We start from the raw sequence: 25952 nt of genomic DNA on the forward strand, positions 1-25952 counted from the left end.
GGCAGCCCGTTGCTTTGGGCATGCATGAAAAGGAGTCGTATGATTTATGGTTTTTACCTATTATATGCCTACGTATTATAGGCCGTTTGAAAAACGTGGCACAAATCTGTGAAGGCTTACGGCTCATCCACTCAAATGCTGGCGGCCAATTGATAAACGCCCAATACAATCAGACTGAAAAAGAAAACTTTTCTGAACAAAGGCACCGGCAGTCGTTGCCTGAGCGACTGACCCAGTGACATACCAACAAGTGCGGGAACCAGCATCAGCAGCGAGACACCGGCCGCTTCAATCGAATAGCTTTGATTCAACCACAAGCCCAGCGCCAATGCGATCGTTGAAACGGTAAAACATACCCCCATCGTCTGGATAAGGGCATCACGAGACAGCTGTAGCGCCTGCAAATAAGGAACAGCCGGCACCACAAAAACACCGGTCGCCGCCGTGACAAGCCCGGTCGTAAACCCGGCAAGCGGACCCAGCCAGGCCCGCACTTGGGGCGATATATTGACCGGATGGCCAAGTAAGCCCCAGCACGCATAGACGACCAACGCCATACCCAGTGCCGCACCCGCCGCACGGCCTGCGGGCGCGCCCCATAGCCATGCTCCCAGGAGCGTACCGATGAATATGCCAATCTGCATTGGACCGATGCTGCGTAGCAGGTCTGGCAAAGTCCAAAAAGGTCGCATTTGCCAAACATTGGTCAGCAACGACGGGATGACCAACAGCGCGGCCGCCTGCGCTGGCGACATCAGCAGCGCCAGCAACGCCATGGAGATAGTTGGCAGCCCCAGCCCTACCACGCCCTTGACGGCGCCAGCGAGAACGAAAATCGCCGTGATCAGCGCCAGCAGACCGAAGGTATTTGCTGGCAATGGCTCAAAAAAGGAGAAATATTCAGTCAGTAAATTCATGATTTGCACATAGAAAAGGTCAACGAAAACAGCAGCAATATCGCCATGAATCACGACATACCTGATGCGCAATCTTTGCGCCCTCCCCGCAGTGGCGAATTTCACAAGCAGATAAGTCATAAAGATCAAAAAATTATCGCGATGCATCAGGAAATACCTGATACCAAGCACTGACTCGATCATAGCGGCGAAGGCGGACGTCACAAACCAGGCAATATCGCTACGTTCAATAAAAACAACTGGCTTGTGCGTATTGATAGTCCGATTGTAGGCACTTGGTTTTTATTTGAAAATCGGGAAATAGTGGCTACATCTTAAGGAATTTCCTTAAGCAGGCTGCTATACTGCGCAAATGCGATTTGACCTTACCGACCTTCGCCTGTTTTTGAACGTGCACGAATCGGGCACGATCACCGAAGCTGCGCGCCGCTGTCATATCACGACAGCTTCGGCCAGCGAGCGCATAAAAGGCATGGAAGCCGTGCTGGGCGTGCTTTTGCTCAATCGCCGCCACAAAGGCGTCCAAGTGACGCCCGCCGGCCGCACGCTGCTGCATCACGCCAGTGTTGTGGTACAGCAAATGGCGCGCATGCATAGTGACCTTGGACAGTACGGCAGCGGCGTCAAAGGACATGTCAGGCTACTGGGCAACACCTCGGCCTGCAACGAATATCTGCCAGCGCTGCTGGGTACGTTTCTGCAGCAGCATCCGGATATTTCAATCGATTTGGAAGAACGCACCAGTACCGCCATTACCGAGCTGATCCGTCAGGGCATGGCAGATATCGGGCTGGTTGCGGACTCGGCGGAGCTGGACGCGCTACAGGCATTTCCGATAGCGGCAGACCCCCTGGTCGTCATCACTTGTGCCGACTTTGCGCAAGCTATCCCGAATCCGGTCAGTCTGGTTCAAATCAGCCACCTGGATTTTGTCGGACTGATGGCCGGCAGCGCCCTGCAGGAACATATTGCGACCCATAGTCGCCAGGCAGGCAAGCATCTGCACTATCGTGTTCGCGTGCGCAGTATTGACGCGGTATGCAAAATGGTAGGCAACGGAGTCGGCATTGCGATTGTCCCGCTGACAGCCGCCACGCGCCATCAGCAGGCGCTGCGACTGAACATCATTGCACTTTCGAACGACTGGGCCCGTCGCAACCTGATGCTATGCGTGCGCGACAGCGAACAGTTGCCGGCCTATGTGCTTGCGCTGATGCGACATATTCTGGATATGGGACCGACAACGATGACAATGATTGATACACCCCTTCGAAAAGTAGACCGAAAATGACCGGTACGAAACGACCACCTACTGATTCACCGGAATCAAAGCCGCAAGAAGATAATCCCGACTGGGAAATTGACGGTGCAGCCATGTACCGCGCTGCCAGCTTTGCGGTCGCGCTGCCCTCGTTCATGATAGGCACCGCGCTGTTCATGCTTGGGTTTTCACAATCGAACTCGACAGTGCTGCATATTGCCTGCGTGCTCTATAGCTTGGCGTTTGCTGGTGGTATCAGCCGCTTTATTGTCGGCCGACGACCCTGGCTCAGCGTGCCACCATACATAGTCTGCATTTTTGCTGCCGCAATCGGATTCTATGCAGTGGCCAGACTGGGCTTGCTGCTGCTTTACTGACAACACACGATACGGAGTCCGCGCGAAGCTGATGCAAATTCAATGCCGGAAAATCTTGACACTTCTTAAATTGTGATTGCAAGCACCGCCGCCTATAATCGCTAAAACGTCTTGCTTTTGGGTGAACTCGCCAGCTATTACAGCTGGCTTTTTTTTTGCCTGCTGCATTACTGGCCTACCCCTGCTGTGGACATACAGCAACATAGTGGTTTTCACTGAATGCATCAACTTGTAATAGAACTGTAAACTCAGTGTAAATTCGCTTGGAGATGTCTATGAACGCAGCATACCAGCAGGTCCACATCGGCCTGATCCGAAAGGCGGTCAGCAAGTACAAAGACGCCCGTTCCAGTGGCAATCGAAACGTGGCAAAAGGTTACATGCTCCAGGCCCGTGACTTAATTCGCGCATTCCGAGCAGGCAGATAAGCCTCCTTTATCGTTGCACGCGTGGCTGGCCGCTACTGCATCTAAGATGGGTGTGCTGCCGCTCCCACTCTTGTCGCTTCTTCATTTTCAGCCTTGACATCTGCGGCACGGGCGTTGCCCTCGTGCCAAGCCGATGTCTGTCTAACCCTCGCGGGTACCGGCGGGACCGCAACATAAAGGTGTAGCAATAACGAGTATTGCAATGCCATAGTCCAAAACGCGACGAATAACAAAAATTTAGCGAGCGAAAAATTCTAGAGAAGAAGTGCGAGTCAGGACAGTAAAGAGGGAGTCCTGGGGAACGAATACAGGCGAATGAATGCCAGAGCGGGGATTCTGGAGAAGGGATTCTGCACAAGGCATACCAGTTGGGAAATACCAGAAGGCAAATACCAGAGAGGAAATACTGGAAGTAAATACTAAATGAGGGGGATCTTAAGGAGAAAATACTGGAGGAAAAATACCAGAAGGAGAGCACTAGGAAGAGAAGAATCGATAAGAAAATATCGATAGTCTGAAACCGATAAAATCAGTTCAATAACCAGTATGAGAACTGGTAGGCAGTACTGGATTCGAACCAGCGACCTCTACGATGTCAACGTAGCGCTCTAACCAACTGAGCTAACCGCCTTCAGGAAAGAAAAGAATTCTACCACTGTATCGTCTGATTTGTCTACCACTTCAATAGCAAAGTAAAACAATTTCTTCTGTTTGTCTCAATCACGGGAAATGCGTCTGGATTGATAGCCGATGCCGGTGTCCATGGTGCCATAAACCTGGACTTTGCTGCCGCTACGGCTATTGTCCGCATTGCCGGCACAACCACTGAATAAACCGGCCCCTACGATAAGGGCGAGAGTATACATGAGCGCTTTCATAACATTTCCTTGGTCTGCCCGGTTTCGAAAAAATGGGTCTGTGCGTTCAGGCTGCAATGATGTCCAGTTTGGCGACCGCCAGTGCCAGGGTTTTCGCGCCTGCGTCCCTAAATACGATTTCGGCCTGGGCATCTGCACCCTGCCCGCTTAATCGGATAATCGTACCATCTCCGAAGCGCGCATGATGCACACCCTGGCCTATCCGATATTGTTTGCCGCTGACACTCACACCCGAACTGGTGCTGCGCGGTGCGCGCGGCTCAATCTTGCCTGTGGAGGGACGCGCATGTGCATCAACGTGCAGCCGCATACCCCAGGAAGGCTCGGCCTGTTCACGGGCGCGCGGGGTCAGCCACTTAAGGTGATCCTCGGGCAATTCATCCAAAAAGCGCGAACGCATGGAGTAACGCGTTTGGCCATGCAGCATGCGTGAATGTGCCAGGCTGATGGTCAGCCTTTCCTTGGCGCGCGTAATAGCGACATACATGAGACGACGCTCTTCCTGCAATCCGTCTTCGGCCATCATACTGTTTTCATGGGGAAACAGGCCTTCTTCCACACCGGTGATAAAGACCGAGTCAAACTCCAGTCCCTTGGCAGCATGAATCGTCATGAGCTGAATCGCGTCTTCGCCCGCTTGCGCCTGATTATCTCCTGCTTCAAGCGAAGCGTGAGACAGAAAAAGGGCCAGCGGTGTGGTTTGCTCCCGGGCAAACGGCGCGTCCGGATCATCAGGCGCGACAGAGCGTTCTACCAGCGCCATTGCAGCCTTGCCTTCCAAATTTTCTTCGACACAGAACGCCGTGGCCGCATTGATCAGTTCGCCCAGGTTCTCCAGGCGCTCGGCACCTTCACGCTCCGCTTCGTAATGCGTTGTCAGGCCGGAAATATCATTGACATGCTTGATCAGCTCAGGCAGGCTAAGGGTTTGCGCAGCTTCACGCAAGGTTTCAATTAATTTGGCGAAAGCCAGCAGCTTGCCGCCGCTGCGCCCGGATACTGCACCGACGGCATGGATCAGATTGCAACCGATCTGACGCGCCGAGTCGGTAAGATTTTCCAGCGTTCTGGCGCCAATACCGCGAGTCGGAAAATTAACCACGCGCATGAACGATGTGTCATCGTCGCCGCTGGCCACCAACCGAAGGTAGGCCAATACATGTTTGATTTCCTGGCGCTCGAAAAAGCGCAGACCACCATAGACTTTGTAAGGGATGTGCGCGGAAAACAAAGCGTGCTCGATAGGCCGGGACTGTGCATTGCTGCGATACAGGACGGCAATTTCGCTGCGCATGCGACCCTCGTTGATTTGCGCGCGAATCTCATCGACCACCCACTGGGCCTCAAGCAGGTCGCTAGGCTGTTCAACAACCCGCAGCAGCTCCCCCTCGCCCCTGTCGGTCCACAGATTTTTGCCAAGTCGCTCGGTATTGTGTTCAATCAGTGCGTTGGCCGCATCCAGGATATGACCGAAAGAGCGGTAGTTCTGTTCCAGGCGGATAATATTGTCGCCGGCATAGTCGCGTTCGAATGCTGACATATTGCCGACATTGGCGCCACGAAAGGCGTAGATGGACTGGTCATCGTCACCCACGGCAAACAGCGACGCATCGCCGCCCGCCAGCAGACACAGCCATTTATACTGCAATGTATTGGTGTCCTGGAATTCGTCGATCAGGATATAGCGAAAGCGTCGCTGGTAATGCTCGCGCACCGGTGTATTACGCGATAACAATTCATAAGCGCGCAACAACAGTTCGGCGAAATCCACGACGCCCTCACGCTGGCATTGCTCCTGGTATAGCTGATAAATTTCCGCCAGACGCTTGCGATGGGCGTCCCAGATTTCAATATGTTCGGGCCGCTCGCCATTTTCCTTGGCGTTATTGATGAAACGCTGCACATCCCTGGGCGGGAATTTTTCGTCGTCGATATCGTTGGACTTGATCAGGCGCTTGATGGCGGCTAGTTGATCGGCGATATCAAGGATCTGGAAATTCTGAGGCAAACCGGCATCGCGATAATGCGCGCGCAAAAGCCGGTTGCACAGACCATGAAACGTACCGACCCACATGCCCCGTGTATCCACAGGTAGCATGGCGGTCAGGCGCGTGAGCATTTCACGCGCCGCTTTATTGGTAAAGGTGACCGCAAGCACACCGTAAGGACTGACTTTTCCGTTCTGGATTAGCCAGGCCATACGTGTGGTCAGAACCTTCGTTTTGCCGCTGCCTGCGCCAGCCAGCACAAGCGTATGCTGACTTGCTGTGGTAACTGCCGCCAGTTGCTCAGGATTTAACTGCTGGATCATGCGGCATAGCGGCGCAGACGCATGGCGAACTGTTCGAGGCTCTGGATGCCGCTTTGCTGGGCATGCTGGCACCACTGCTGCAGGTCGCTGAGCAATTGCTCACTACTGGCGGTGGAGCTGGTCCAAACGCGATAGAGCTCGTCCCGCATGTGCACCAGTTTGGCCAGCACGGTGTTCTGAGACAGCATGTTATCCAGCTCCAGTTTTTCCTGCGGGTTCAGGGCCAGATCAGCCTGACCAAGCCGGGACTGCACTTTTTGCAGCAGTTCACGTTCCTGGTCATTGACGCCAGCCTGCGTCAGGCGTTTTATTTCAGACTGGACTGACTGGCGCAGCATACTGGCGTAACGTGCCATGATTTCATAACGGTGCGTAATCACGCCTTGCAGGGTCTGCTCGGTCACAGAATCGGACTTTTCGCGGACCAGCTTGAGCTTGGGTGCAACCTTCTTGACCTGGGCCAGGCGCAATGCCTGCAAAATCCGGATATAGCCCCACCCAATATCAAACTCATACCACTTGCTGGAGAACTTGGCCGATGTGCCATAAGCATGGTGATTGTTGTGCAACTCTTCGCCGCCGATGATGATGCCAATGGGAAACAAATTGGTACTGGTGTCGGGACTGGAAAAATTACGGTAGCCGATATAGTGACCCAGACCGTTGACCACGCCGGCCGCCCAGAATGGAATCCATGCCATTTGCACCGCCCACACGGTCAGACCCAGTGCGCCGAACAACAGCAGGTCGATCGCGAGCATAGTAAAAATACCCAGCGTGGTGTGGCGGGAGTAAACGTTGCGCTCCATCCAGTCGTCGGGCGTACCGTGGCTGAAACGCTTGACGGTTTCTTCGTTGGCGGCCTCTTCACGATACAGTTCTGCGCCTTTCCACAAGACCCGGTCGATACCGTAAATCACGGGCGAGTGGGGATCGCCTTCACGTTCGCATTTGGCATGATGCTTGCGGTGGATAGCCACCCACTCGCGCGTGACCATGCCTGTGGTCAGCCAAAGCCAGAAGCGAAAGAAATGCGAAACGGCTGGATGCAGATCCAGCCCCCGGTGAGCCTGACTGCGGTGCAGATAAATAGTAACTGCCGCAATGGTGATGTGCGTAAGCACCAGCGTGACAAGAACGACCTGCCACCAGGCAAGTTGCAAAAAGCCACCGGTAATAAAACTGAGAATTGTATCCATATACCCTTTAAGGTCTCCTGAGATGCCCTTGGTTGCCGGGCATTGGCCCGCTGCGGCGGACAGTGTGCCCTAATTCGGGCCGGATGCTGAACGATATCAAATCGCGCAGGAATTATAACACCATGATTTCACTAAGAAAAAATTTAGCGGTGTTTTTTCTTGATTTTAGTCAAGTCGTGAGCAGAATGTCATTATTCTGACACAGTACCTGCTCTTTTCTTGAATATAGCCCTATTGCCTGGACGCCATGCGTATTGTTACCCGTATTGTGTTGCGCAAGGTTACAAACGCACATTCCTGGACAGATTAACGGGTTTTAGCCGCTTATTTCTCTATTTTAAGACCATTTTGGCAACAGGTGGTTCCTTTTAATAGGAATTTTTTCCGGTAAATTTATTTGCTGCGCTCCAGCACTGCGGCAAAAAAACCGTCGGTGCCATGAACATCGGGGCGCAACTTCAGATAAGGCGTCTTCATGCCCAATTCCGGACATCGGTCGCCCAAAACTTCCTGGGAATTGAGCAGAGTGAACTCGGGATGGGCTGCCAGGAAGGCATCGACCTGTTGTTCGTTTTCCTGCGGCAGTACGCTGCAGGTGGAATACACCAGACGGCCGCCCGGCGCCACACAGCGCGCGGCACTGTTCAGAATACGCGTCTGCAACTGAGTTAACTCCTGCACGCTGGCCAGAGACTGGCGCCACTTGAGATCTGGATTGCGGCGCAGTGTGCCGACACCGGTACATGGCGCATCAACCAGCACCTTGTCGGCTTTGCCGGCAAGTCGTTTCACACGGGCATCGTTTTCGTTTGATATGGCAATGGGTGTCACATTCGACAGTCCGCTACGGGCGATTCGGGGCTTGGCCTTGGCCAGACGAGCGGCCGATACATCGAAGGCATACAGACGCCCGGCCGAGCGCATAAGAGCGCCAAGCAACAGGGTTTTACCGCCAGCCCCAGCGCAAAAATCAATCACCATGTCGGTGCGTTTTGGCCCTACCAGCAACGCCAGCAACTGGCTGCCTTCATCCTGCACTTCCAGCGAGCCGTTTTCAAACAGGGTCCAGCGGGAAATTGCCGGTTTACCGTTAAGCCGAATGCCCCACGGAGAATAAGGCGTGGGCTGCGGATCGAACTCGGCGACCGGACTATCCTGCATTTGGGCCAACACCGTATCTCTGTCGATTTTGAAAGGGTTCACACGCAGATCGAGCGGCGCCTTCGTATTGAGCGCTGCGATCAGGCTTTCAAACTCGTCCATCTGGCTCATGTGCTCATACAGCCAGTCGGGCAGGCTGCCACGTATTTCCGGAGCCAGCGAAGCCAGGTCAATGGCCTCGACACGCACCAGCCAGCTTTTTTCTTCTTCGGAAAGCTGAGCCGCAACCGTGTCCTTACCTACCACCGAGGCAAGTCCCAGAATGGCCAGGCGCTCCAGCGCCGGTCCGGTTCCGCTTTCAGCGTATTGACGATAACGACGCAGGTGGCGCAGCACATCGAAAACGGCCTCGGCCACTTCATTGCGGTCGCGCCCGCCCAGAGATTTATTGGCCCGGAACCAGGCCGAAAGCACGGCGTCGGCTGGGTGTTTCCACTTTAGCACTTCGTTCAATACATCGCGGATCTGGCCCAGGCGTACTGTATAGACGCCACGTTGGCGTGCGCCGGCCGCGGCGGGCCGGGGCGTGCGACGGGTAAAATCGGGTTTCGCAGAACGGCGCCCTGTATCTTTTCTAGCGGATTTGATTGTCATAATTTTGGCCTGATTGAACGTTATGGCTGATTGAACGTTATGTCAAATGTGGTTATCGATATTGAAATATCCGGCGCTGATATAAGCGTAATCCATAGACGCTATATGCGACGGATCAGCTGACATATTCCGTATCTGCGTAAAACTGCTGTAACGGCAGCGCTCTTGTTAAGCCGACTTTGCCATGCTCGTCCAGATAAACATCTTTTTCCACCAGCCATTGCAATACCTGGGGATAAAGCCGGTGCTCCATTACGAGCACCCGCTGGGCGAGGCTTTGCGCAGTATCACCTGCAACGACGGGTACGACAGCCTGGGCGATAATCGGCCCCTGATCCAGCGCGGGAATGACAAAATGCACACTACAGCCATGAACCCGCACACCGGCATCCAGTGCCTGCTGATGAGTATGCAGGCCGGGAAACAGCGGCAATAGCGACGGATGGATATTGACCAGTCTGCCGGTGTAATGCCGCACGAAGTCATCGCTCAGAATGCGCATGAAACCGGCAAGCAACACCAGATCGGGCCGATAGCGATCAATGCGCTCGGCCAGCGCCTGGTCATATTGCGCGCGAGTCTGGCCGCCAGCCGCATCATACACCAGTTGCTCTGTTGTTATTCCCTGAGCTTGCGCCCAGGCCAATCCTTCACTGCACGGACTGTGCGAAATGACTGCCGTGATATTGACATTTGTAATTTGACTTGCAGCACGCACTAAGGCTTGCATATTCGAGCCGCGCCCGGAAATGAGAATGACGACCCGGGCTGCCGCAGGATTTGTTGGTTTCAACTGAACACTTCCGTATTACTTGCAAGTTTAAAATTGTAAACTGTATGGCGTGAAAAATCCTCTCCAAATCTCCCGTCAGGCTTTTGCCTCGGCTGCCCAAACCGGCAGCGCCCTTACCATTGGCAATTTCGATGGCGTCCACCTGGGCCACCAGCAATTGCTCTCGCACGTTGTCCGAACCGCCGCAGCCAAAGCGCTGGTGCCGTCGGTTATGACATTCGTACCACATCCGCGTGAATACTTTGCCCTTCGTGAACAACGTCCCGAACTGGCCCCGACCCGGATTTCAACCCTGCGCGACAAAGTCCGTGCACTGTCCTGTTGCGGCATCCGGCACATTCATATCCGTCGCTTTGACCAGGCCTTTGCCCAGCAGTCGCCGGAGCAATTCATCGAAGACATTCTGGTGCGCCAGTTGGCCGTCAAGTGGCTTTATGTTGGTGAAGACTTTCGTTTCGGCAGCAAACGGCGCGGCGATATCGCCCTATTGCGCGAAGCGGGCGCTCGGTTTGGCTTTGAAGTAGAGACCTTGCATGACGTGCTGGACACGAGCGGCGTCCGATACTCCAGTTCCGAATTGCGCCAAGCACTGGCCTACGCAGACATTGAGCGGGCCCGCGAATTTCTTGGCCACGCCTATCAAATCAGCGGACATGTGATACACGGGCGAAAACTGGGCCGGACCATCGGCTTTCCGACACTCAACCTCCGCGCCATGCCGCGCTGCGCGTTGCGCTCGGGTATTTATGTGGTCAAGGTCGATGGACTGCAGGCCGGGCCGCTGCCGGCAATCGCCAGCCTTGGCGTTCGCCCAACTGTTGAAGAGGACGGACAAGTCCTGCTGGAAGTGCATATTCTCGATAAAAACGTATCGGCATACGGTAAACTTATTACAATAAGCTTTTTGCACGCCGTGCGGGACGAAGAAAAATTCCCCGATTTACAAACTCTGACTGACGCCATCCGCCACGATGCGGACGTTGCTCGCAACTACTTTGCTGTCCATGGATTATAAGAACACCCTGAATCTGCCTGAAACCCCCTTCCCGATGCGGGGAAATTTGCCAAAACGCGAACCCGGCTGGGTTCAAGAGTGGGAGCAAAAAAAAGTCTACCAGGCGATCCGCAAGGCCTGCGCCGGTCGCCCCACGTATATCCTGCATGATGGCCCGCCCTATGCAAACGGTGATATTCATATTGGCCATGCGGTCAACAAGATTCTCAAGGACATTATCCTCAAAAGTCGCACAATGGCGGGCTTTGACGCGCCCTACGTGCCTGGCTGGGACTGTCACGGCATGCCCATTGAAATCCAGATCGAAAAGAAATACGGCAAGAACCTGCCGGTGGCAGAGGTCCAGTCCAAGGCCCGCGCCTACGCACTGGAGCAGATTGACCGTCAGCGTGCCGACTTCAAACGCCTGGGCGTACTGGGCGATTGGGAAAACCCGTATCTGACCATGAATTATGGCAATGAGGCCAATGAGTTGCGCGCGCTGGCGCGCATCATGGAAAAAGGCTACGTGTTCCGCGGCCTCAAACCGGTGAACTGGTGTTTCGATTGCGGCTCTGCGCTGGCCGAAGCCGAAGTGGAATATGCGGACCGCAAGGACCCGGCCATTGACGTGGCCTTTACCTTTGCCCAGAAAGACAAGCTGGCAGCCGCCTTCGGCGTAGACAGCGTGCAGGACGGTGCAGTCGTTATCTGGACCACAACACCCTGGACGATTCCGTCGAACCAGGCCCTGAACGTGCACCCGGAGGTCGTTTATGCCCTGGTGCGCCTGAGCGAGCCGCTACCTACCGGCCCATTGCTGTTGCTGGCCAAGGATCGGGTACAGGCCTGTCTTGAACACTGGCAGCTGGAAGGCACTGTGATTGCCGAATGTACCGGACAGGCGCTGGACCACATTGCGTTCCGCCATCCGCTGGCAGCTGCCGATGCGGGCTACGACCGGCTGTCACCGGTCTACCTGGGCGACTATGTCACGGTCGATACCGGAACCGGTATTGTTCACTCGGCGCCCGCGTATGGTGTAGAAGACTTCCAGTCCTGCAAGGCCAATGGCATGGCAGACACCGACATCATCAGCCCGGTGATGGCAGACGGCAAATATGTGCCCTCTCTACCATTGTTCGGCGGCAAGACAATCTGGGAAGCGAACCCCGACATTGTCAAGGCCATGCAGCAAGCTGGCACGCTGGTGCATGTGGAAAGCTACAAGCACAGTTATATGCATTGCTGGCGCCATAAAACGCCCATTATTTATCGCGCCACCAGCCAGTGGTTCGCCGGCATGGATCGCCAGCCCGAAGATCAAACCGGTACCTTGCGTGAAAAAGCGCTGACCGGCATTGACGCCACCGGCTTTTATCCGACCTGGGGGCGAGCTCGCCTGCATGCCATGATTGCCAATCGTCCTGACTGGACCTTGTCGCGCCAGCGCCAATGGGGCGTGCCCATGGCATTTTTTGTACACAAAGAAACAGGTCAGTTGCATCCGCGCACCGTTCAACTGCTTGAACAGATTGCGCAACGCGTTGAGAAACAGGGCATTGAAGCCTGGCAGGCGTTGGACCCGGCAGAACTGCTGGGTGACGAAGCCGCACAATACGAGAAAAACCGCGACACACTGGATGTCTGGTTCGACTCGGGAACCACGCATTTTACCGTGCTGGGCGGCAAAGAGCAGGCAACCACCGGCTCGCATTCAGATACGCTGCGCTGGCCCGCAGATCTGTATCTGGAAGGATCGGATCAACACCGCGGCTGGTTCCATTCGTCGCTGCTGACTTCGTCCATGCTGTTCGGAGAGCCGCCCTACCGCAATCTGCTGACCCACGGCTTTGTGGTCGATGGCCAGGGACGCAAGATGAGCAAGTCGATGGGCAACGTGATTGCGCCACAGAAGGTATCCGACTCGCTGGGCGCAGAAATCATCCGGCTCTGGACTGCCTCAACCGATTATTCGGGTGAACTGTCCATTTCGGACCAGATTCTCAAGCGCGTCGTTGAGGGGTATCGTCGTATCCGCAATACCTTGTGCTTCCTGCTGGGCAATCTGAATGACTTTGATGCCGCAACCGATATGGTGCAAACCGGCGAACTGTTCGAAGTTGACCAGTACGCGCTTGCATTGACGCGGGACATGCAAAATGAAGTGATGGCCTACTATGACGAATTCAATTTTCATCCGGCCATGGCACGCCTGCAGATTTTCTGCTCAGAAGATCTGGGCTCGTTCTATCTGGATATACTCAAGGACCGCCTCTACGTAACAGGGCGCGACAGCCTGGCAAGGCGTTCGGCGCAAACGGCCCTGCTGCACATCACGCTAAGCCTGATCAAACTGCTGGCGCCGGTGTTGTCTTTTACTGCCGAAGAAGCCTGGCAGGAACTTCAGAAATCAACGCTGAAAAACACGGACAGCGCAGACACGGTCACGATTTTTACCGAAGTGTTCCACAGCCTGCCCGAGGTCGCCGATCACGCCGCCCTCAGTAAAAAATGGGAACGCATTCTGCAGATTCGCGCCGACCTGAACAAGCAACTGGAAGACGTACGCAGTGCGGGGCGGATCGGCTCTGCGTTGCAGGCCGAGGTGGATGTTTTCGCCGACGGACTGGATCTGGCCTACCTGCAGAGCCTGAACGATGACCTGCGTTTTGTATTTATTGTCTCGCGTGCCGCAGTACACGCAGGCGCGCCCGGCGAAGGCGTCAATTTCACCATCACGCCATCCGAACATCGCAAATGTGAACGCTGCTGGCATTACCGTGAAGAAGTGGGCAGCATCGCGGACCACCCGGATATCTGCTCACGCTGCGATGATAATCTGCACCACGGTGGCGAGGACAGGCACTATGCATAAAGGGGTGACGCCGGCAACACGCGTTATTCCGTACATGACGTGGCTCGCGCTGGCCCTGCTGCTGATCGGCGCAGACCAGCTTAGCAAACAGTACTTTGAACAGAATTTCGAGTATTTGCAACGCGTGAATGTGCTGCCCGTCTTCGATTTTATTCTGATCTACAATCAGGGTGCAGCCTTCAGCCTGCTGGCCGACGGCGCCGGATGGCAGCGATGGTTTTTCCTGGCGCTGGGCCTGGCCGCTTCTGCATTTATTCTGTATCTGCTGCGCAAGCACCGCGAGCAACCGCTTTTCTGCCTGGCGTTGGCGCTCATTCTTGCCGGTGCCATCGGCAACGTGATCGACAGAACGTTATATGGGCATGTGATCGATTTTTTGCTGTTTTACTGGAACGACGCTTATTTTCCGGCCTTTAATCTGGCCGACACTTTCATTACCATCGGCGCTATTTTGCTGATACTTGATGAGCTGCGGCGCTATCTGCGCGACAGGAAAAGGGAGCAACAGACATGAGTCCGCTTTGCGGCAAACGCATCCTGATTGGCCTCACCGGAGGCATTGCCTGCTACAAGACGGCCGAGCTGGTACGGCGCCTGCAGGATCATGGCGCAGTCATTACCGTTGCCATGACGCACGCAGCGACCCAGTTTGTTACCCCCACCACGTTCCAGGCGCTCTCGGGCAATCCGGTCTACACTGAAACGCTGGACGATCGGATGGACAACAGCATGGCACATATCAATTTAAGTCGCCAGGCCGACCTGATCCTGATCGTGCCGGCCAGCGCCGATTTCATGGCCAAGCTGACGCACGGCCTGGCCGACGATCTGCTTTCCACGGTGTGCCTCGCCCGCGGCCTGTGCCCCCTGGTGGTGGTGCCGGCCATGAATCGTGAGATGTGGGGACATCCTGCTACCCAACGCAACGCGGCGCAATTGCGCAATGACGGCGTCAGGCTCTGGGGTCCGGCAAGCGGCTCGCAGGCCTGCAACGAGGTGGGCGAGGGTCGCATGCTGGAGCCGGAGCAAATCATCTTCGAAGCCCTTGCTTTTTTCCAGGGCAAAGCGCTGGCCGGCAAAAGCGTTCTGGTCACTGCCGGGCCGACGCAGGAAGACATTGACCCGGTGCGTTTTATCAGCAATCGCTCTTCGGGAAAAATGGGTTACGCGATTGCTCGCGCAGCCTGGGAGGCCGGTGCGCGGGTTACGCTCGTGTCTGGGCCCACCGCGCTGGATGCCCCTTACGGCGTTGACAGAATCAACGTCAAAACGGCGCGCCAAATGCATGCTCATGTGATGCAATTGGCGCCTGAACAGGACATATTCATCGCTGTAGCTGCCGTGGCCGACTGGCGGGTGAGTAACGCACAAGAGCAGAAAGTCAAGAAAACCGGCACGCAAGGCGGCCTGGATCTGGCGTTGACAGAAAATCCGGATATTCTGGCCGACGTGGCTGCCCTGGACAAGGGCCCCTGGTGCGTGGGATTTGCCGCAGAAACAGAGCATTTGCACGACTTTGCCGAAGCCAAGCGCAAGCGAAAAAAAATCCCCCTGCTGGTAGGCAATCTGGCCCAGGAAACGATGGAGGCGGACCAGTCGCGGATGGTGCTATTTGACGAGCAAGGCAGTCATCCCCTGCCCGTTCAGGATAAGCTGGCGGCGGCGCGCCGGCTGATTACCGAGATCGTCAAACGCAGCGACAAACCGAACGCGTCCAGAGGTAATTGATCTGCGGCCACGGCTGCGTAATTCCAACCTCCGATGCAAATTTATATTGATCAAATTCTTGCATTTATTACCCAGCACCAACACTGGGCAGGGCCGGTTATCGGCCTGATTTCCTTTGGCGAGTCTTTGTTGATCGTGGGGCTGTTTGTGCCTGCCACCGTGCTGTTGCCGCTGACCGGCGTATTAATTGCCAACGGAACGCTGGAACTGACCAGCGTGCTGCTGTGGGGCATAGCCGGCGCCATCGCGGGCGACGCCGTTTCCTATTGGATAGGCAGCGCCTATGGCCCGGCGCTGCTTAAAACCGATATGCTGCAGAAACGCCGGCGCAGCGTGGCGCGTGCCCGACTATTATTTTACCGTTACGGCTTTCTGTCCGTTTTCGCGGGGCGCTTCATGGGCGCTTTCCGCTCGCTTATCCCGGGCATGGCTGGCATAATGAACATGCCGCAGGGGAAATTTCAGCTTGCCAATGTGCTCTCGGGCATGATTTGGTTCCCCTGGCTTCTGATGCCGGGCTATCTCGGCGTACACGGCGCCGACGCATTGGGGCCAACAGCAAGCCTGGCCATATTAGCAGCATTGGCCGTGGTATGTATTATCGTTATCTTGGCTAGACGAAGGCGTGCGCTGCGTCAGGCGCAAAAAAAACGCTGACGACTGTGGATACGCATACCGCGATCCGCGCAGTGACGCCCAATGGAGCTCAACAATGAATATGGACTACCGCGAACCCAGAAACGGCGATTTTGCCAGTTATGTAGAAGAACTGAGTCGTCATTTTGATATGAAGGAACAGGCAGTGAACCCGGATTTTTCCTCGGGTTTTCCATCAAAGCTGATCGACACAACGAGCCAAGGCAATCGTGCGACGGCGGCCTCCGGCGCGCCGGCAAGCAGCAAACAAAAGCAGGCAGCGAATCAACCGACAGCCGATATTGGCTTTCCGGTGCCACCCAGCGGCAAACAGCACACCGGGTTTGAAACACGGCCTGTCGCGCAGAGTCAGAAAAAACCGCGGTCTTTCCCGGTTTCTCTTGTGCTCGGACTCGTTGCCGTTGTCCTTTTTATATTGATCAATGCATTCGAGACCAATGGCCGCAGGCTCGATCTTGACGGGATGGGCGGTCCACTGATCTTTATTCTGGTGGTCCTGTTCATCATTTACAAGCGGATTCGGAACGCCGCAAAACGATTTCCCACTTCGGTTACCACTAAGAAACAAATATGAAACTTGATGTCAAAATTCTAGACGAACGCATGCGCGACCAACTGCCTACCTATGCCACTAGCGGATCGGCCGGGCTGGACTTGCGCGCCTGCCTTGAACAGGAACAGACACTGGCCCCTGGCGCATCGCTGCTGGTGCCAACCGGTATTTCCATTTATCTGCAGGACCCGCGTTATGCCGCCATGATCCTGCCACGCTCAGGCCTAGGACACAAGAATGGAATCGTATTGGGAAATCTGGTCGGCCTGATTGACGCCGACTATCAGGGGCCGCTAATGGTTTCCGTCTGGAATCGCAGTCAGACGCCTTTTGTTTTAACACCCATGGAGCGCATTGCGCAACTGGTCGTTGTACCCGTCATGCAGGTCGCGTTCAATGTGGTTGAGGAGTTTACACAGAGCGAGCGCGGCGTAGGCGGTTTTGGCAGTACCGGCAGCCGCTGATACGGCTTCGGCAACGGCCTGCACCGGGGACGACCATCGTTTTCAAAGTACGAATGCAGACTGCCCGTGAACATGCTGGCCCCATAGGGTGGGCCCACGCCGATATTTTTAATTATTCAGGAAAAAGTAATGAATCAGACAAAACGAACGCTGCTAAAAAGCGCACTGGCCACCCTAATGGGCGCCGCCCTGCTGCAACCGGTCATGGCTCAGGAAGCATCATATCCGACCAAACCGATTACCTTTGTCGTGCCCTATTCTCCAGGCGGCCCACTGGACGGCGTAGCGCGTTTGCTGGCCGAACACGCTGGAAAAACGCTGAAACAAACCATTATTGTGGAAAACAAACCCGGTGCTGGCGGCAATATCGGCGCAGGCATGGTCGCCCGCGCCAAGCCTGACGGTTATTCAATCGTCATGGGCGCAGTCGCCACACATGCCATCAACCCGTGGCTATACAAAAATCTGAATTACGATCCAGTCAAGGATTTTGAACCCATTCTGCTGGTATCGGAAGTGCCCAATGTTCTGGTGGTCAGCACCGCATTCTCAGATAAAAATAAAATCACGGATGTTGCGTCGTTGATCGAATATGCCAAAAGCAATCCCGGCAAGCTGAATTATGCCTCGGGGGGCAATGGCAGCGCCGGCCATCTTGCCGGCGAACTGATCAAGCAGCGCACCGGCATTGACGCCGTGCACGTCCCCTACCAGGGCGCCAGCCCGGCAAAGCTGTCGCTGTTGTCAGACCAAACCCAGTTCATGTTTGATAATCTGGCCTCTGCCCTGCCCATGGTCAAAGATGGCAAGGTGCGTGCCCTGGCGCTGACGACCAAAGCAACATCTGACATCATGAAAGACGTGCCCACCATGGAGTCTGCCGGCATCCCGGATTTTGATATCAGCACCTGGTTTGGCATCTTCGCAACTGGCGGCACGCCCAACGAGGTAGTCAACACCTTGCATGAGGCCTTTGCAGCCGCCATGCAGGACGAAGCGGTCAAGAAACAACTGCTGAACATGGGTTCGGACACCAAACCGTCCTCTTCCGAGGAATTTGCGGCAAAGGTCAAAACCGAAATGGCAAAATACAAAGACATTGTCAAAATCTCGGGTGCATCGGCCCAGTAAAGCCCGTTAGCATTTTGCCAGTCACTTGGAGCAATCGCCAATGCAACTGCGATCCGACAATCGCAAATGCTATGCCGATTCTCCATCGCTCGACCGTTTCTATTCGACATCGCTAAGGCAGTTCCTATTCGGCAATCGCCATCGCAATTCCAAATCCGGCCTCACACCTGCCATTCAGGCATCTGTGAGGCCGAGTTCCGTTTAAACGCCCATGATTTATTTTTCAGGTGCGTACTGAAAGCGGCCGTCCTCAATTTTTCCCATGACACGGGCGCGCTCATCAAAACCCTGGTGGTCCTTTGCGGAGATATTGAGCACGCCATTGGGCACGATCAGCTCCCGTGTTGATTCAATGGCATCACGCAAGGCGCTGCGAAACGCCGGCGTACCGGGCCGGGCGTCTTTCTGCAATGCCTGGCTGACGGCGTTGTCCATAACCATATAGGCGCCCCAGGCATCGCCGGCAAACTGAGTGGCCGAATTGGCGCCGTATTTGGCTTCATACTTTTCTGTAAATTCGCTGGCGATTTTCTTGACCGGGTTGGAATCCGGTAACCCCTTGGCCACAACACCCGGGCCCGTCGGGAACAGCGTGCCCTCGACATCTTTCCCACCCACCTGCAACACCTCCAGTGTACCAATACCGTGGGTTTGGTAGATCACGCCTTTGTAGCCACGTTGCTTGAGGGTCTTGCCAGGCAAGACGGCGGGCGTGCCCGATCCGGCGATCAGAATAGCGTCGGGCCTGGCGGCCATCAGCTTGAGAACCTGGCCGGTTACTGAGGAGTCTGTCCGCTGGTATGATTCGCGGGCAACCACATCCACTTTTCCTGCCGCCAGGCTGGAAAATTCCTTCCACCAGTTTTCGCCGTAAGAATCCGCATAGCCAATAAAGGCGATTTTCTTGAATCCTTTTTTTACCATGTCCTCGACCAGAACCTGGGCCATCAGACTGTCATTCTGCGGCATTTTGAAGGCCCAGTGGCGGCCCGGATCATTCGGTGGCGTCACTATGGCTGCCGAGGCCGCCAGCGCGATCATTGGCGTTTTCGTTTCTTTGAGCACATCCAGAATCGCCAATGCCGCCGCCGTCGTGTTGGGTCCGACCAGGATATCGATCTTGTCTTCCGAAGTCAGCTTGCGGGCATTACGCACCGCCTTGCTGACATCCGTGCCATCGTCCAGCACAATGTATCTGGCAGGCTCGCCCCCCAGCGTTTTGGGCCACAAGTCAATCGCGTTGCGCGACTGGATGCCAATGGCTGCCGCCGGCCCTGTACTGGAAAGCACAACACCCACCGTCACGTCCGCAAAAGCCGGTGGTGTCAAAATCGCGGCAAGCAGGCCGGCGAGAAAGGTGTTCTTAAATAGCATGGATAAGCCCCTCTGGAGAAACAATATGTCCTGCGGTGTCGGGGTTCGTGCAACAAACCCCGGTAGGCAACGCAAGAGGCGCATTCTAACCCGAATGACATCCGAGCGACTGAATGCTCGCTCCTTCAGCGGTGCGCGCCTGGGTGCGACCGTCAATGGCACCGGCAATCACATCCGATAACAGGGCCAGCGCCTGCGACTGACTTTGCACCAAGGCATCTACGCCGGTGCCGGCCGCCACTTCAATCCTGGTCTGGCAAACGCGTCCGGACTGGCCTGTCATGCGTACTGGCTTAATGCGCCAGGTAGCGTCAATGACGGCAGCCTTATTCAGAATCATGTCAAAGCGATGAAAAGTGGTCTCTATCAACCAGATCGGCAGTTTCTGCTCACTGCCGCTGATGCCCTGAATATTAATCGCGCCCAGACGACTAACCAGATTGGCGGACAAGGTTTTCTGGATTTCGTCCTGTAAAGAGCCCGCCCAGCGCGATCCGTTGAGCGGCACCACGGCGGATGAATCAGCAGAACTGCGAATCATCAGCTGCGGCTTGTCGACAACGTCAGGGACCGTCACATCGTGCAGATTGACACCGAAGCGGGCAGTGCCCTGCACGCTGGCCGGGTCGCTGGCTGCCAGCGTGTAATATTGCGTGGGTGCCGAGGCGCAGGCACTGAGTATGGCGGCCACGGCCGTCAGCGCCATCGGACGCAAGGCTTTGGACAATTTACGCGTAATCATTGACTTTCCTTGAACGGGATATTGTCTTTGGAGCGGCCTCGTATCAGCGAGCTGGGCTCGGCCTGCAGATAGTCGCCCAGGCTGCGGATTGATTTGGCAGCCCGCGACATTTCCTTGATCATGCCGTTAAGCTGCAGCATAACAGGACTCTCGTCGCCCACAACGCCGCGAACCGTGCCCATGGTTTTATTGACGCCGTCGAGCGAGCGCCCGGCCTGTCGCACCGTTGTCGTCAGCGCAGGAACCATGGTCGTATCCAGTGTCCTGGCCAGTTTCGAGATGCTTTGCAGGGTGTCGTCAAGCGAATGGCCAATCGAATCTATCGGCAGGTTTTTCAGTTTTTCGACAATGACATTGAGCTGTTGCTGCAGCTCATCAAAGCTGCCCGGCACCGTCGCGATTAGCACCGGCTGCTTACTGACGTCAGGCGTGGGCGGCTTGCCGGCGATTTCCGGGAAATAGTCCAACGCCACATAAAGCTGCCCGGTAAAAATGTTGGCAAAACGCAATTGGGCCCGAATGCCACTGGTGACAAACTCCTTGAGTGCCACGTCATGAAGCGCCTCGTCGTTGCTGTTGGCCCGCTGCGCCGCAGGTATGGCCGCGCCCAGCCGGTTTTCGTAAATCACGCCATCGACAATCACCGTGGTTTTCTTCGTGGCAATATCAAACTCCATGGAAATGTCTTTGACTTCGCCCAGAAGAATGCCCTTGAAATCAATGGCCGAACCGGTCTGCAATCCCCTGACCGATTTGTCGAACTTCATGCGGATTGGAAACGCCAGGCCGTCGGGTTTGGCCAGAGCCTTGTCTTCCGAGGGGTTCAGAACGAATCGCGTCCCGTCAGGCGCCGGCTTGGGCGGTGGGGATTCATTGTTCAGCGGCAATTGCCCGAAAGAAATCCCTCCCGCCAACACCGAAACCAGCGACTGTGTTTTCAAATTCAGGCCGCCCGCATTCAGCGACAGGTCGACGCCGCTGGCATTCCAGAAGCGGCTGTTTTCGGTGACAAAGCGGTCGTATGGGGCGTCAATGAATATTTGGACCTCGACCCCCTTGCCGTCCTTGCTCAGGTTGTAATTGATGACCTGTCCAACCTCAAGGCGCCGGTACAGAACCGGCGAGCCAAGATCCAGCGAGTTCAGGCTGGGCGCGGTAATAGTAAATCGCTTGCCAGGCCGGCCACTGATCAATTCCGGCGGTTTTTCCAGCCCGACGAATTCATCGCGGTACTTGCCTTTGTTTTGCTGAGAGTCGTCGATATCTACGCCGATATAGGCGCCCGATACCAATGTGCCCAGACCCGAGACGCCACTGGCCGCCAGTCGCGGCTTGACGACCCAAAACCGGGCGCCCTCGTGCAAGAGAAAGTCAACGCCCTGCTTGAAGGATACCTTCACCAGCACTGAATTATGATCTTCGGTCAATGTAATATCGGAGACAGTGCCGACCACGACATCCTTGTAGCGCACCTGGGTCTTGTCGATTTCCAGTCCTTCTGCCGTTTTGAAGGTGACCGTAGCCACCGGCCCCTGTTGCATATAGTCGCGCACCAGCAACGAGAGCCCGATGATGGCTGCAATCACCGGTACAAGCCAGATCCAGGAGATATTTTTGTTTTTCTTCTGGGTAATGACCGGTGTCTTGGCGATGACCGGATTGGGCTGGTTGGCAGCGGTGTCTTTCGTATCTGCACCCCCACTTTGCGCTGCCGTATTTTCCGTGTCGCCGGACGCAGAAGAATGCCGCTCCGGCGCCGTCCCGTCTTCGGGAGCGCGCTTGGATGGGTCCGCTGGTGGCCGATCGTTTTCAGACATATGACGCTCCTGCCGACTGCTGATTCAGTAAACTATACATACTATCGATTAAACGGTAATCCGTCCCTGTTGTCCTGGGCCTGGGCCCACTAAGAAAAGGTGGGCGCAGTGGGCGCTGGCTGGTAATCAGGCTGCTCGATATCGTCGTCCACCTCATCCCAACCTTTGCGTATATCAAAATTCATAGTGGCAAACATAGTGACCACAACTACCATACCAAAGGCAGCGGCGCCAATATCGGGTCGCACCGACATCAATGATCCGAAGTTGACCAGGGAAGTGAGCAGGATCACCACGAAAACATCCAGCATTGACCATTGGCCAATCAGTTCCACTGTCTGATACATCCTCGTGTAATGCATCATCGTATCACGACGGCCTTTTGCCGAACGACCGATCAAAATGGCCAGAATGACAATTTTAGTTAGCGGCACGACAAAGCTGGCCACAAAGACAATCAGGGCCAGATCCCAGGAGCCCAGATTCCACAACTCCAGGATTCCTCCCAGAATGGTATGGGCAGCGGTGCCACCAAGGACGGTGGTATTGATCATGACCGGATAGAGATTGGCCGGAAGATACAGAATAACGGCGGCAAGCAAAATGGCCAGGGCCCGTGTTTTGTGCGCCGGTTTGCGAAAATGCACATGATTATGGCAGCGCTGGCATGTTCCCTCATGCTCCCGACTCATGGTGACCTGGCCGCAGATCTCGCAATCTAGCGGCACATGTTCCTGGTCAAGGGTAACCGGCAGGGGCTTGACGGCGCCATCCTGTTCTGCCAGCAACCACACGCGTTCGGAATTGAGCTTGCTCAGGCCGGTAAGCAGGAAGGTAAGCGCCGCATAAGCCCACAGGCCCGCGCCTGGCGTAAGCGAGGCCATATCGGCCAGTTTTACGATGGCCACCAGCGCTCCCAGCATAAATACCGGAATCATCGCCCATGGACGCACCAGATGCAGCCATCGGCTCAGTTGGTTCAGTCCCGGCGCCCGCCGGCTCTGGCGGGAAAACGCCAGCAGCCAGATGAGAATGAGGACGTCAAGCAAGGGCATTAGAAAACCGGTGGCAAAGCACATGATGGCAACGCTGGGATAGCCAGCCCGCCAGGTTGCCGCGACGGCGTCCAGGAAAGTCGAACTGCTTTTGAGGCCGACTGCGCTGATTGTTCCTACCGGCATAAAGCTGGCCACTGCGAACGCGATCAGCGAGGTCAGAGCAATTGCCAGCCAGGCAGAACTGTTGAGCACACCCTGGGACCACAACACCGTACCGCATCGAACGCAAGAAGCGCGCTGGCCCGAGACCAGCGCGCTTCGTTCATGCAGTTGCCCGCAATGATGGCAGGCGATGTAGATGCCCGTCATGCTCAAGAAACCAGCGCTTCTTCCTCAGAATCCTTTTTTTCCTTCGGATCCGAATCATTGAAAGTGAGCGTGACTTCGTCCTTGTCATCAATATCGACATAGACCGAACCACCGCTGGCCAGTCTGCCAAATAACAGCTCGTCGGCCAGCGCACGGCGAATAACGTCTTGAATCAGCCGTTGCATGGGTCGGGCACCCATCAGAGGATCGAACCCTTTTTTGGCCAGGTGCTGGCGCAGGCCATCGGTAAAGGTGGCATCCACCCGTTTGGCCTGCAACTGGTGCTCCAGTTCGATCAGGAACTTGTCGACCACGCGCATAATGATGTCTTCCGACAACGAAGCAAATGGAATGATGGCATCAAGACGATTGCGGAATTCAGGCGAGAACATGCGCTTGATCTCTGCCATCTCGTCGCCGCTCTGGCGGCTGTCGGCAAAACCGATGGAGCGGCGATTGAGCAGCTCCGCCCCCGCATTGGTGGTCATGATAATGACCACATTGCGAAAATCAGACTTGCGCCCGTTGTTATCTGTCAGCACGCCATGGTCCATAACCTGCAGCAGGATGTTGAAAATATCCGGATGGGCCTTTTCAATTTCATCGAGCAGCAACACACTGTGCGGCTGTTTATTGACTGCCTCGGTCAGCAGGCCGCCCTGGTCGAAACCCACATAGCCCGGAGGGGCGCCAATGAGACGCGAGACCGCGTGTCGCTCCATATATTCGGACATATCGAAGCGGATCAACTCAACGCCAAGAATGAAGGCCAGTTGTCTGGCGACCTCGGTCTTGCCCACGCCGGTCGGGCCGGAAAACAGGAAAGAGCCTATCGGCTTGTCGGGCTTGCCAAGGCCTGAACGCGACATCTTGATCGCGGAGGCCAATGCCGTAATGGCGGCATCCTGACCGAAAACGACAGTTTTCAGGTCTCGATCCAGTGTTGCCAGCTTGTTGCGATCGTCGGTGCTGACCGATTGCGGCGGAATGCGCGCCATTTTGGACACCACGTTTTCGATGTCGGTCTTGCCGATAACCTTTTTCTGGCGAGATTTGGGCAGCAGTCGCTGTGCGGCTCCGCTCTCATCGAGAACGTCAATGGCTTTGTCAGGCAGGTGACGATCATTGATATGTTTGGCAGACAATTCCGCAGCGGCGGTAATGGCCGCCGCCGAATAGCGAACATGGTGATGTTCTTCGAATTTGGATTTCAAGCCACGCAGGATAAGAATGGTTTGTTCCACCGTTGGCTCGCTGACATCGATTTTCTGGAACCGACGCGATAGCGCGTGATCTTTTTCAAAAATGCCGCGGTATTCCTTGTAGGTGGTCGCTCCCATGCAGCGCAGCGCCCCGGAAGACAAGGCGGGTTTGAGCAGATTGGAGGCGTCCATGGTGCCGCCCGAAGCCGAGCCGGCACCAATCAGGGTGTGAATTTCATCAATGAAAAGCACGGCGTCGGGCTGACTGGCCAACTGCTTGAGCACGGCCTTGAGCCGCTGCTCGAAATCGCCTCGGTACTTGGTTCCTGCAAGCAATGAACCCATATCCAACGCATAAACGCGGGCCTTGGACAGAATATCGGGAACGTTACCGGTGGAGATCCGCAGCGCCAGGCCTTCAGCGATGGCCGTTTTGCCCACACCGGCTTCGCCTACCAACAGCGGGTTGTTTTTGCGACGGCGGCACAGAATCTGTACCACGCGTTCAATTTCATTGTCCCGCCCGATAAGCGGGTCAATTTTGCCCGCCTTGGCCAGTGCGTTCAGATCGGACGCGTACAGGGCAAGGGGCGACTTATTCTCTTCGGGCTCGCCAGGCTGCGGCTCGGACGGGGCTGTACCCTCGTCTGGCGAGGGGGCGGCCGATTTGGTGATGCCATGGGAAATATAATTGACCACATCTAGACGCGTGACATTCTGCTCTTGCAGATAAAACACAGCGTGGGAATCTTTCTCGCTGAAGATTGCAACCAGCACATTGGCGCCCGTTGCAGGGCTTTTGGCGTTGCCGTTGGACGAGACATGCATGATGGCCCGTTGGATTACACGCTGAAAACCCAGGGTCGGCTGCGTATCGACTTCATCGGAGCCGCCAACAATCGGCGTATTGGCATCAATAAAGGTACGCAGCTTGGTGCGCAACTGTTCAATATCGGCATCGCAGGCGGTCAGCACCTCCCTGGCAGCCGCGTTATCCAACAATACCAGCAACAGATGTTCGACGGTAATAAATTCGTGGCGTGCCGAACGTGCATCCACAAACGCCATATGTAGTGTCACTTCGAGTTCTTGAGAAATCACAATTTCCTCCGTCTAAACAACTGCC

General features: G+C 55.5%; 21 protein-coding genes and 1 tRNA gene. 10 read left to right on the plus strand and 12 right to left on the minus strand.

The genetic code is table 11. From position 1 onward, the window contains the following. Positions 1-131: 131 nt before the first annotated feature. Entirely contained in the window at positions 132-917 is a 786-nt protein-coding gene (locus CAP48_RS13505) for a sulfite exporter TauE/SafE family protein (RefSeq protein ID WP_100697723.1), read from the minus strand. Between the two features lie 352 nt (positions 918-1269). Here CAP48_RS13505 and CAP48_RS13510 point away from each other — a divergent pair, with 352 nt between their 5' ends. After that, entirely contained in the window at positions 1270-2208 is a 939-nt protein-coding gene (locus tag CAP48_RS13510) for a LysR family transcriptional regulator (protein WP_100697575.1), read from the plus strand. Further along, complete coding sequence (locus CAP48_RS13515; RefSeq protein ID WP_100697577.1) at positions 2205-2555, plus strand: hypothetical protein; 351 nt, start codon at positions 2205-2207, stop codon at positions 2553-2555. The genes CAP48_RS13510 and CAP48_RS13515 overlap by 4 nt, the downstream gene beginning before the upstream one ends. Positions 2556-3537: 982 nt before the next feature. On the opposite strand, the gene CAP48_RS13520 is transcribed toward CAP48_RS13515, so the two are convergent. From CAP48_RS13520 to purN, 6 genes are all read right to left on the minus strand, one after another. Beyond that, positions 3538-3614: transfer RNA gene (locus tag CAP48_RS13520), tRNA-Val, on the minus strand. 85 nt (positions 3615-3699) lie between these two features. Beyond that, positions 3700-3861 carry a hypothetical protein gene (locus tag CAP48_RS20255; RefSeq protein WP_161495264.1) on the minus strand — a complete coding sequence of 54 codons (162 nt, stop codon included), beginning with the start codon at positions 3859-3861 and terminating at the stop codon, positions 3700-3702. 46 nt (positions 3862-3907) lie between these two features. Then, on the minus strand, positions 3908-6172 hold the full coding sequence (locus CAP48_RS13525) for a UvrD-helicase domain-containing protein (RefSeq protein ID WP_100697579.1): 2265 nt from the start codon (positions 6170-6172) through the stop codon (positions 3908-3910). Further along, complete coding sequence (locus CAP48_RS13530; RefSeq protein WP_100697581.1) at positions 6169-7371, minus strand: fatty acid desaturase; 1203 nt, start codon at positions 7369-7371, stop codon at positions 6169-6171. The genes CAP48_RS13525 and CAP48_RS13530 overlap by 4 nt, the downstream gene beginning before the upstream one ends. Positions 7372-7764: 393 nt before the next feature. Beyond that, the gene (locus CAP48_RS13535) at positions 7765-9126 is read right to left on the minus strand and encodes an RsmB/NOP family class I SAM-dependent RNA methyltransferase (RefSeq protein ID WP_100697583.1); all 1362 of its coding nucleotides are present in this window, start codon (positions 9124-9126) and stop codon (positions 7765-7767) included. A 115-nt stretch (positions 9127-9241) separates the two neighbouring features. Continuing rightward, the gene (purN, locus tag CAP48_RS13540; protein WP_100697585.1) at positions 9242-9919 is read right to left on the minus strand and encodes a phosphoribosylglycinamide formyltransferase; all 678 of its coding nucleotides are present in this window, start codon (positions 9917-9919) and stop codon (positions 9242-9244) included. Between the two features lie 49 nt (positions 9920-9968). Here purN and CAP48_RS13545 point away from each other — a divergent pair, with 49 nt between their 5' ends. The 8 genes from CAP48_RS13545 to CAP48_RS13580 all read left to right on the plus strand — a co-directional run bounded on the left by CAP48_RS13545 (position 9969) and on the right by CAP48_RS13580 (position 18324). After that, entirely contained in the window at positions 9969-10934 is a 966-nt protein-coding gene (locus CAP48_RS13545) for a bifunctional riboflavin kinase/FAD synthetase (protein ID WP_100697587.1), read from the plus strand. Continuing rightward, the gene (gene ileS, locus CAP48_RS13550) at positions 10924-13791 is read left to right on the plus strand and encodes an isoleucine--tRNA ligase (protein WP_100697589.1); all 2868 of its coding nucleotides are present in this window, start codon (positions 10924-10926) and stop codon (positions 13789-13791) included. Before CAP48_RS13545 ends, ileS begins: the two co-directional genes overlap by 11 nt. Continuing rightward, positions 13784-14305 (plus strand): signal peptidase II, encoded by a 522-nt coding sequence (gene lspA, locus CAP48_RS13555; RefSeq protein ID WP_100697591.1) that lies wholly within the window; start codon positions 13784-13786, stop codon positions 14303-14305. The genes ileS and lspA overlap by 8 nt, the downstream gene beginning before the upstream one ends. After that, complete coding sequence (gene coaBC, locus CAP48_RS13560) at positions 14302-15519, plus strand: bifunctional phosphopantothenoylcysteine decarboxylase/phosphopantothenate--cysteine ligase CoaBC (RefSeq protein WP_100697593.1); 1218 nt, start codon at positions 14302-14304, stop codon at positions 15517-15519. The genes lspA and coaBC overlap by 4 nt, the downstream gene beginning before the upstream one ends. A 33-nt stretch (positions 15520-15552) precedes the next feature. Further along, on the plus strand, positions 15553-16176 hold the full coding sequence (locus CAP48_RS13565) for a DedA family protein (protein ID WP_100697595.1): 624 nt from the start codon (positions 15553-15555) through the stop codon (positions 16174-16176). 55 nt (positions 16177-16231) lie between these two features. After that, complete coding sequence (locus CAP48_RS13570; protein ID WP_100697597.1) at positions 16232-16750, plus strand: hypothetical protein; 519 nt, start codon at positions 16232-16234, stop codon at positions 16748-16750. After that, positions 16747-17193 (plus strand): dUTP diphosphatase, encoded by a 447-nt coding sequence (gene dut / locus CAP48_RS13575; RefSeq protein ID WP_100697599.1) that lies wholly within the window; start codon positions 16747-16749, stop codon positions 17191-17193. The genes CAP48_RS13570 and dut overlap by 4 nt, the downstream gene beginning before the upstream one ends. Before the next feature lie 129 nt (positions 17194-17322). Continuing rightward, positions 17323-18324, plus strand: a complete 1002-nt coding sequence (locus CAP48_RS13580) for a tripartite tricarboxylate transporter substrate binding protein (RefSeq protein ID WP_100697601.1) — start codon at positions 17323-17325, stop codon at positions 18322-18324. A 216-nt stretch (positions 18325-18540) separates the two neighbouring features. Here CAP48_RS13580 and CAP48_RS13585 read toward each other — a convergent pair whose 3' ends face one another. The 5 genes from CAP48_RS13585 to clpA form a co-directional block, all read right to left on the minus strand. Then, positions 18541-19698, minus strand: a complete 1158-nt coding sequence (locus CAP48_RS13585) for an ABC transporter substrate-binding protein (RefSeq protein ID WP_100697603.1) — start codon at positions 19696-19698, stop codon at positions 18541-18543. An 85-nt stretch (positions 19699-19783) separates the two neighbouring features. Further along, the gene (locus CAP48_RS13590; protein WP_100697605.1) at positions 19784-20440 is read right to left on the minus strand and encodes a membrane integrity-associated transporter subunit PqiC; all 657 of its coding nucleotides are present in this window, start codon (positions 20438-20440) and stop codon (positions 19784-19786) included. Then, positions 20437-22257 (minus strand): intermembrane transport protein PqiB, encoded by a 1821-nt coding sequence (locus CAP48_RS13595; RefSeq protein WP_100697607.1) that lies wholly within the window; start codon positions 22255-22257, stop codon positions 20437-20439. Before CAP48_RS13595 ends, CAP48_RS13590 begins: the two co-directional genes overlap by 4 nt. An 89-nt stretch (positions 22258-22346) precedes the next feature. Next, positions 22347-23624, minus strand: coding sequence for a paraquat-inducible protein A (locus CAP48_RS13600; RefSeq protein ID WP_100697609.1), 1278 nt, complete (start codon positions 23622-23624; stop codon positions 22347-22349). A gap of 2 nt (positions 23625-23626) precedes the next feature. After that, positions 23627-25927 (minus strand): ATP-dependent Clp protease ATP-binding subunit ClpA, encoded by a 2301-nt coding sequence (gene clpA, locus CAP48_RS13605; RefSeq protein WP_100697611.1) that lies wholly within the window; start codon positions 25925-25927, stop codon positions 23627-23629. Between the last annotated feature and the right edge of the window lie 25 nt (positions 25928-25952).

Source organism: Advenella sp. S44 (assembly GCF_002810445.1).
Lineage (GTDB): Bacteria > Pseudomonadota > Gammaproteobacteria > Burkholderiales > Burkholderiaceae_B > Advenella.

Coding starts and splice junctions, on each gene's coding strand:
- CAP48_RS13505 (WP_100697723.1), bottom strand. CDS start 917: ATGAATTTACTGACTGAATATTTCTCCTTTTTTGAGCCATTGCCAGCA.
- CAP48_RS13510 (WP_100697575.1), top strand. CDS start 1,270: ATGCGATTTGACCTTACCGACCTTCGCCTGTTTTTGAACGTGCACGAA.
- CAP48_RS13515 (WP_100697577.1), top strand. CDS start 2,205: ATGACCGGTACGAAACGACCACCTACTGATTCACCGGAATCAAAGCCG.
- CAP48_RS20255 (WP_161495264.1), bottom strand. CDS start 3,861: ATGAAAGCGCTCATGTATACTCTCGCCCTTATCGTAGGGGCCGGTTTA.
- CAP48_RS13525 (WP_100697579.1), bottom strand. CDS start 6,172: ATGATCCAGCAGTTAAATCCTGAGCAACTGGCGGCAGTTACCACAGCA.
- CAP48_RS13530 (WP_100697581.1), bottom strand. CDS start 7,371: ATGGATACAATTCTCAGTTTTATTACCGGTGGCTTTTTGCAACTTGCC.
- CAP48_RS13535 (WP_100697583.1), bottom strand. CDS start 9,126: ATGACAATCAAATCCGCTAGAAAAGATACAGGGCGCCGTTCTGCGAAA.
- ileS (WP_100697589.1), top strand. CDS start 10,924: ATGGATTATAAGAACACCCTGAATCTGCCTGAAACCCCCTTCCCGATG.
- lspA (WP_100697591.1), top strand. CDS start 13,784: ATGCATAAAGGGGTGACGCCGGCAACACGCGTTATTCCGTACATGACG.
- coaBC (WP_100697593.1), top strand. CDS start 14,302: ATGAGTCCGCTTTGCGGCAAACGCATCCTGATTGGCCTCACCGGAGGC.
- CAP48_RS13565 (WP_100697595.1), top strand. CDS start 15,553: ATGCAAATTTATATTGATCAAATTCTTGCATTTATTACCCAGCACCAA.
- CAP48_RS13570 (WP_100697597.1), top strand. CDS start 16,232: ATGAATATGGACTACCGCGAACCCAGAAACGGCGATTTTGCCAGTTAT.
- dut (WP_100697599.1), top strand. CDS start 16,747: ATGAAACTTGATGTCAAAATTCTAGACGAACGCATGCGCGACCAACTG.
- CAP48_RS13580 (WP_100697601.1), top strand. CDS start 17,323: ATGAATCAGACAAAACGAACGCTGCTAAAAAGCGCACTGGCCACCCTA.
- CAP48_RS13585 (WP_100697603.1), bottom strand. CDS start 19,698: ATGCTATTTAAGAACACCTTTCTCGCCGGCCTGCTTGCCGCGATTTTG.
- CAP48_RS13590 (WP_100697605.1), bottom strand. CDS start 20,440: ATGATTACGCGTAAATTGTCCAAAGCCTTGCGTCCGATGGCGCTGACG.
- CAP48_RS13595 (WP_100697607.1), bottom strand. CDS start 22,257: ATGTCTGAAAACGATCGGCCACCAGCGGACCCATCCAAGCGCGCTCCC.
- CAP48_RS13600 (WP_100697609.1), bottom strand. CDS start 23,624: ATGACGGGCATCTACATCGCCTGCCATCATTGCGGGCAACTGCATGAA.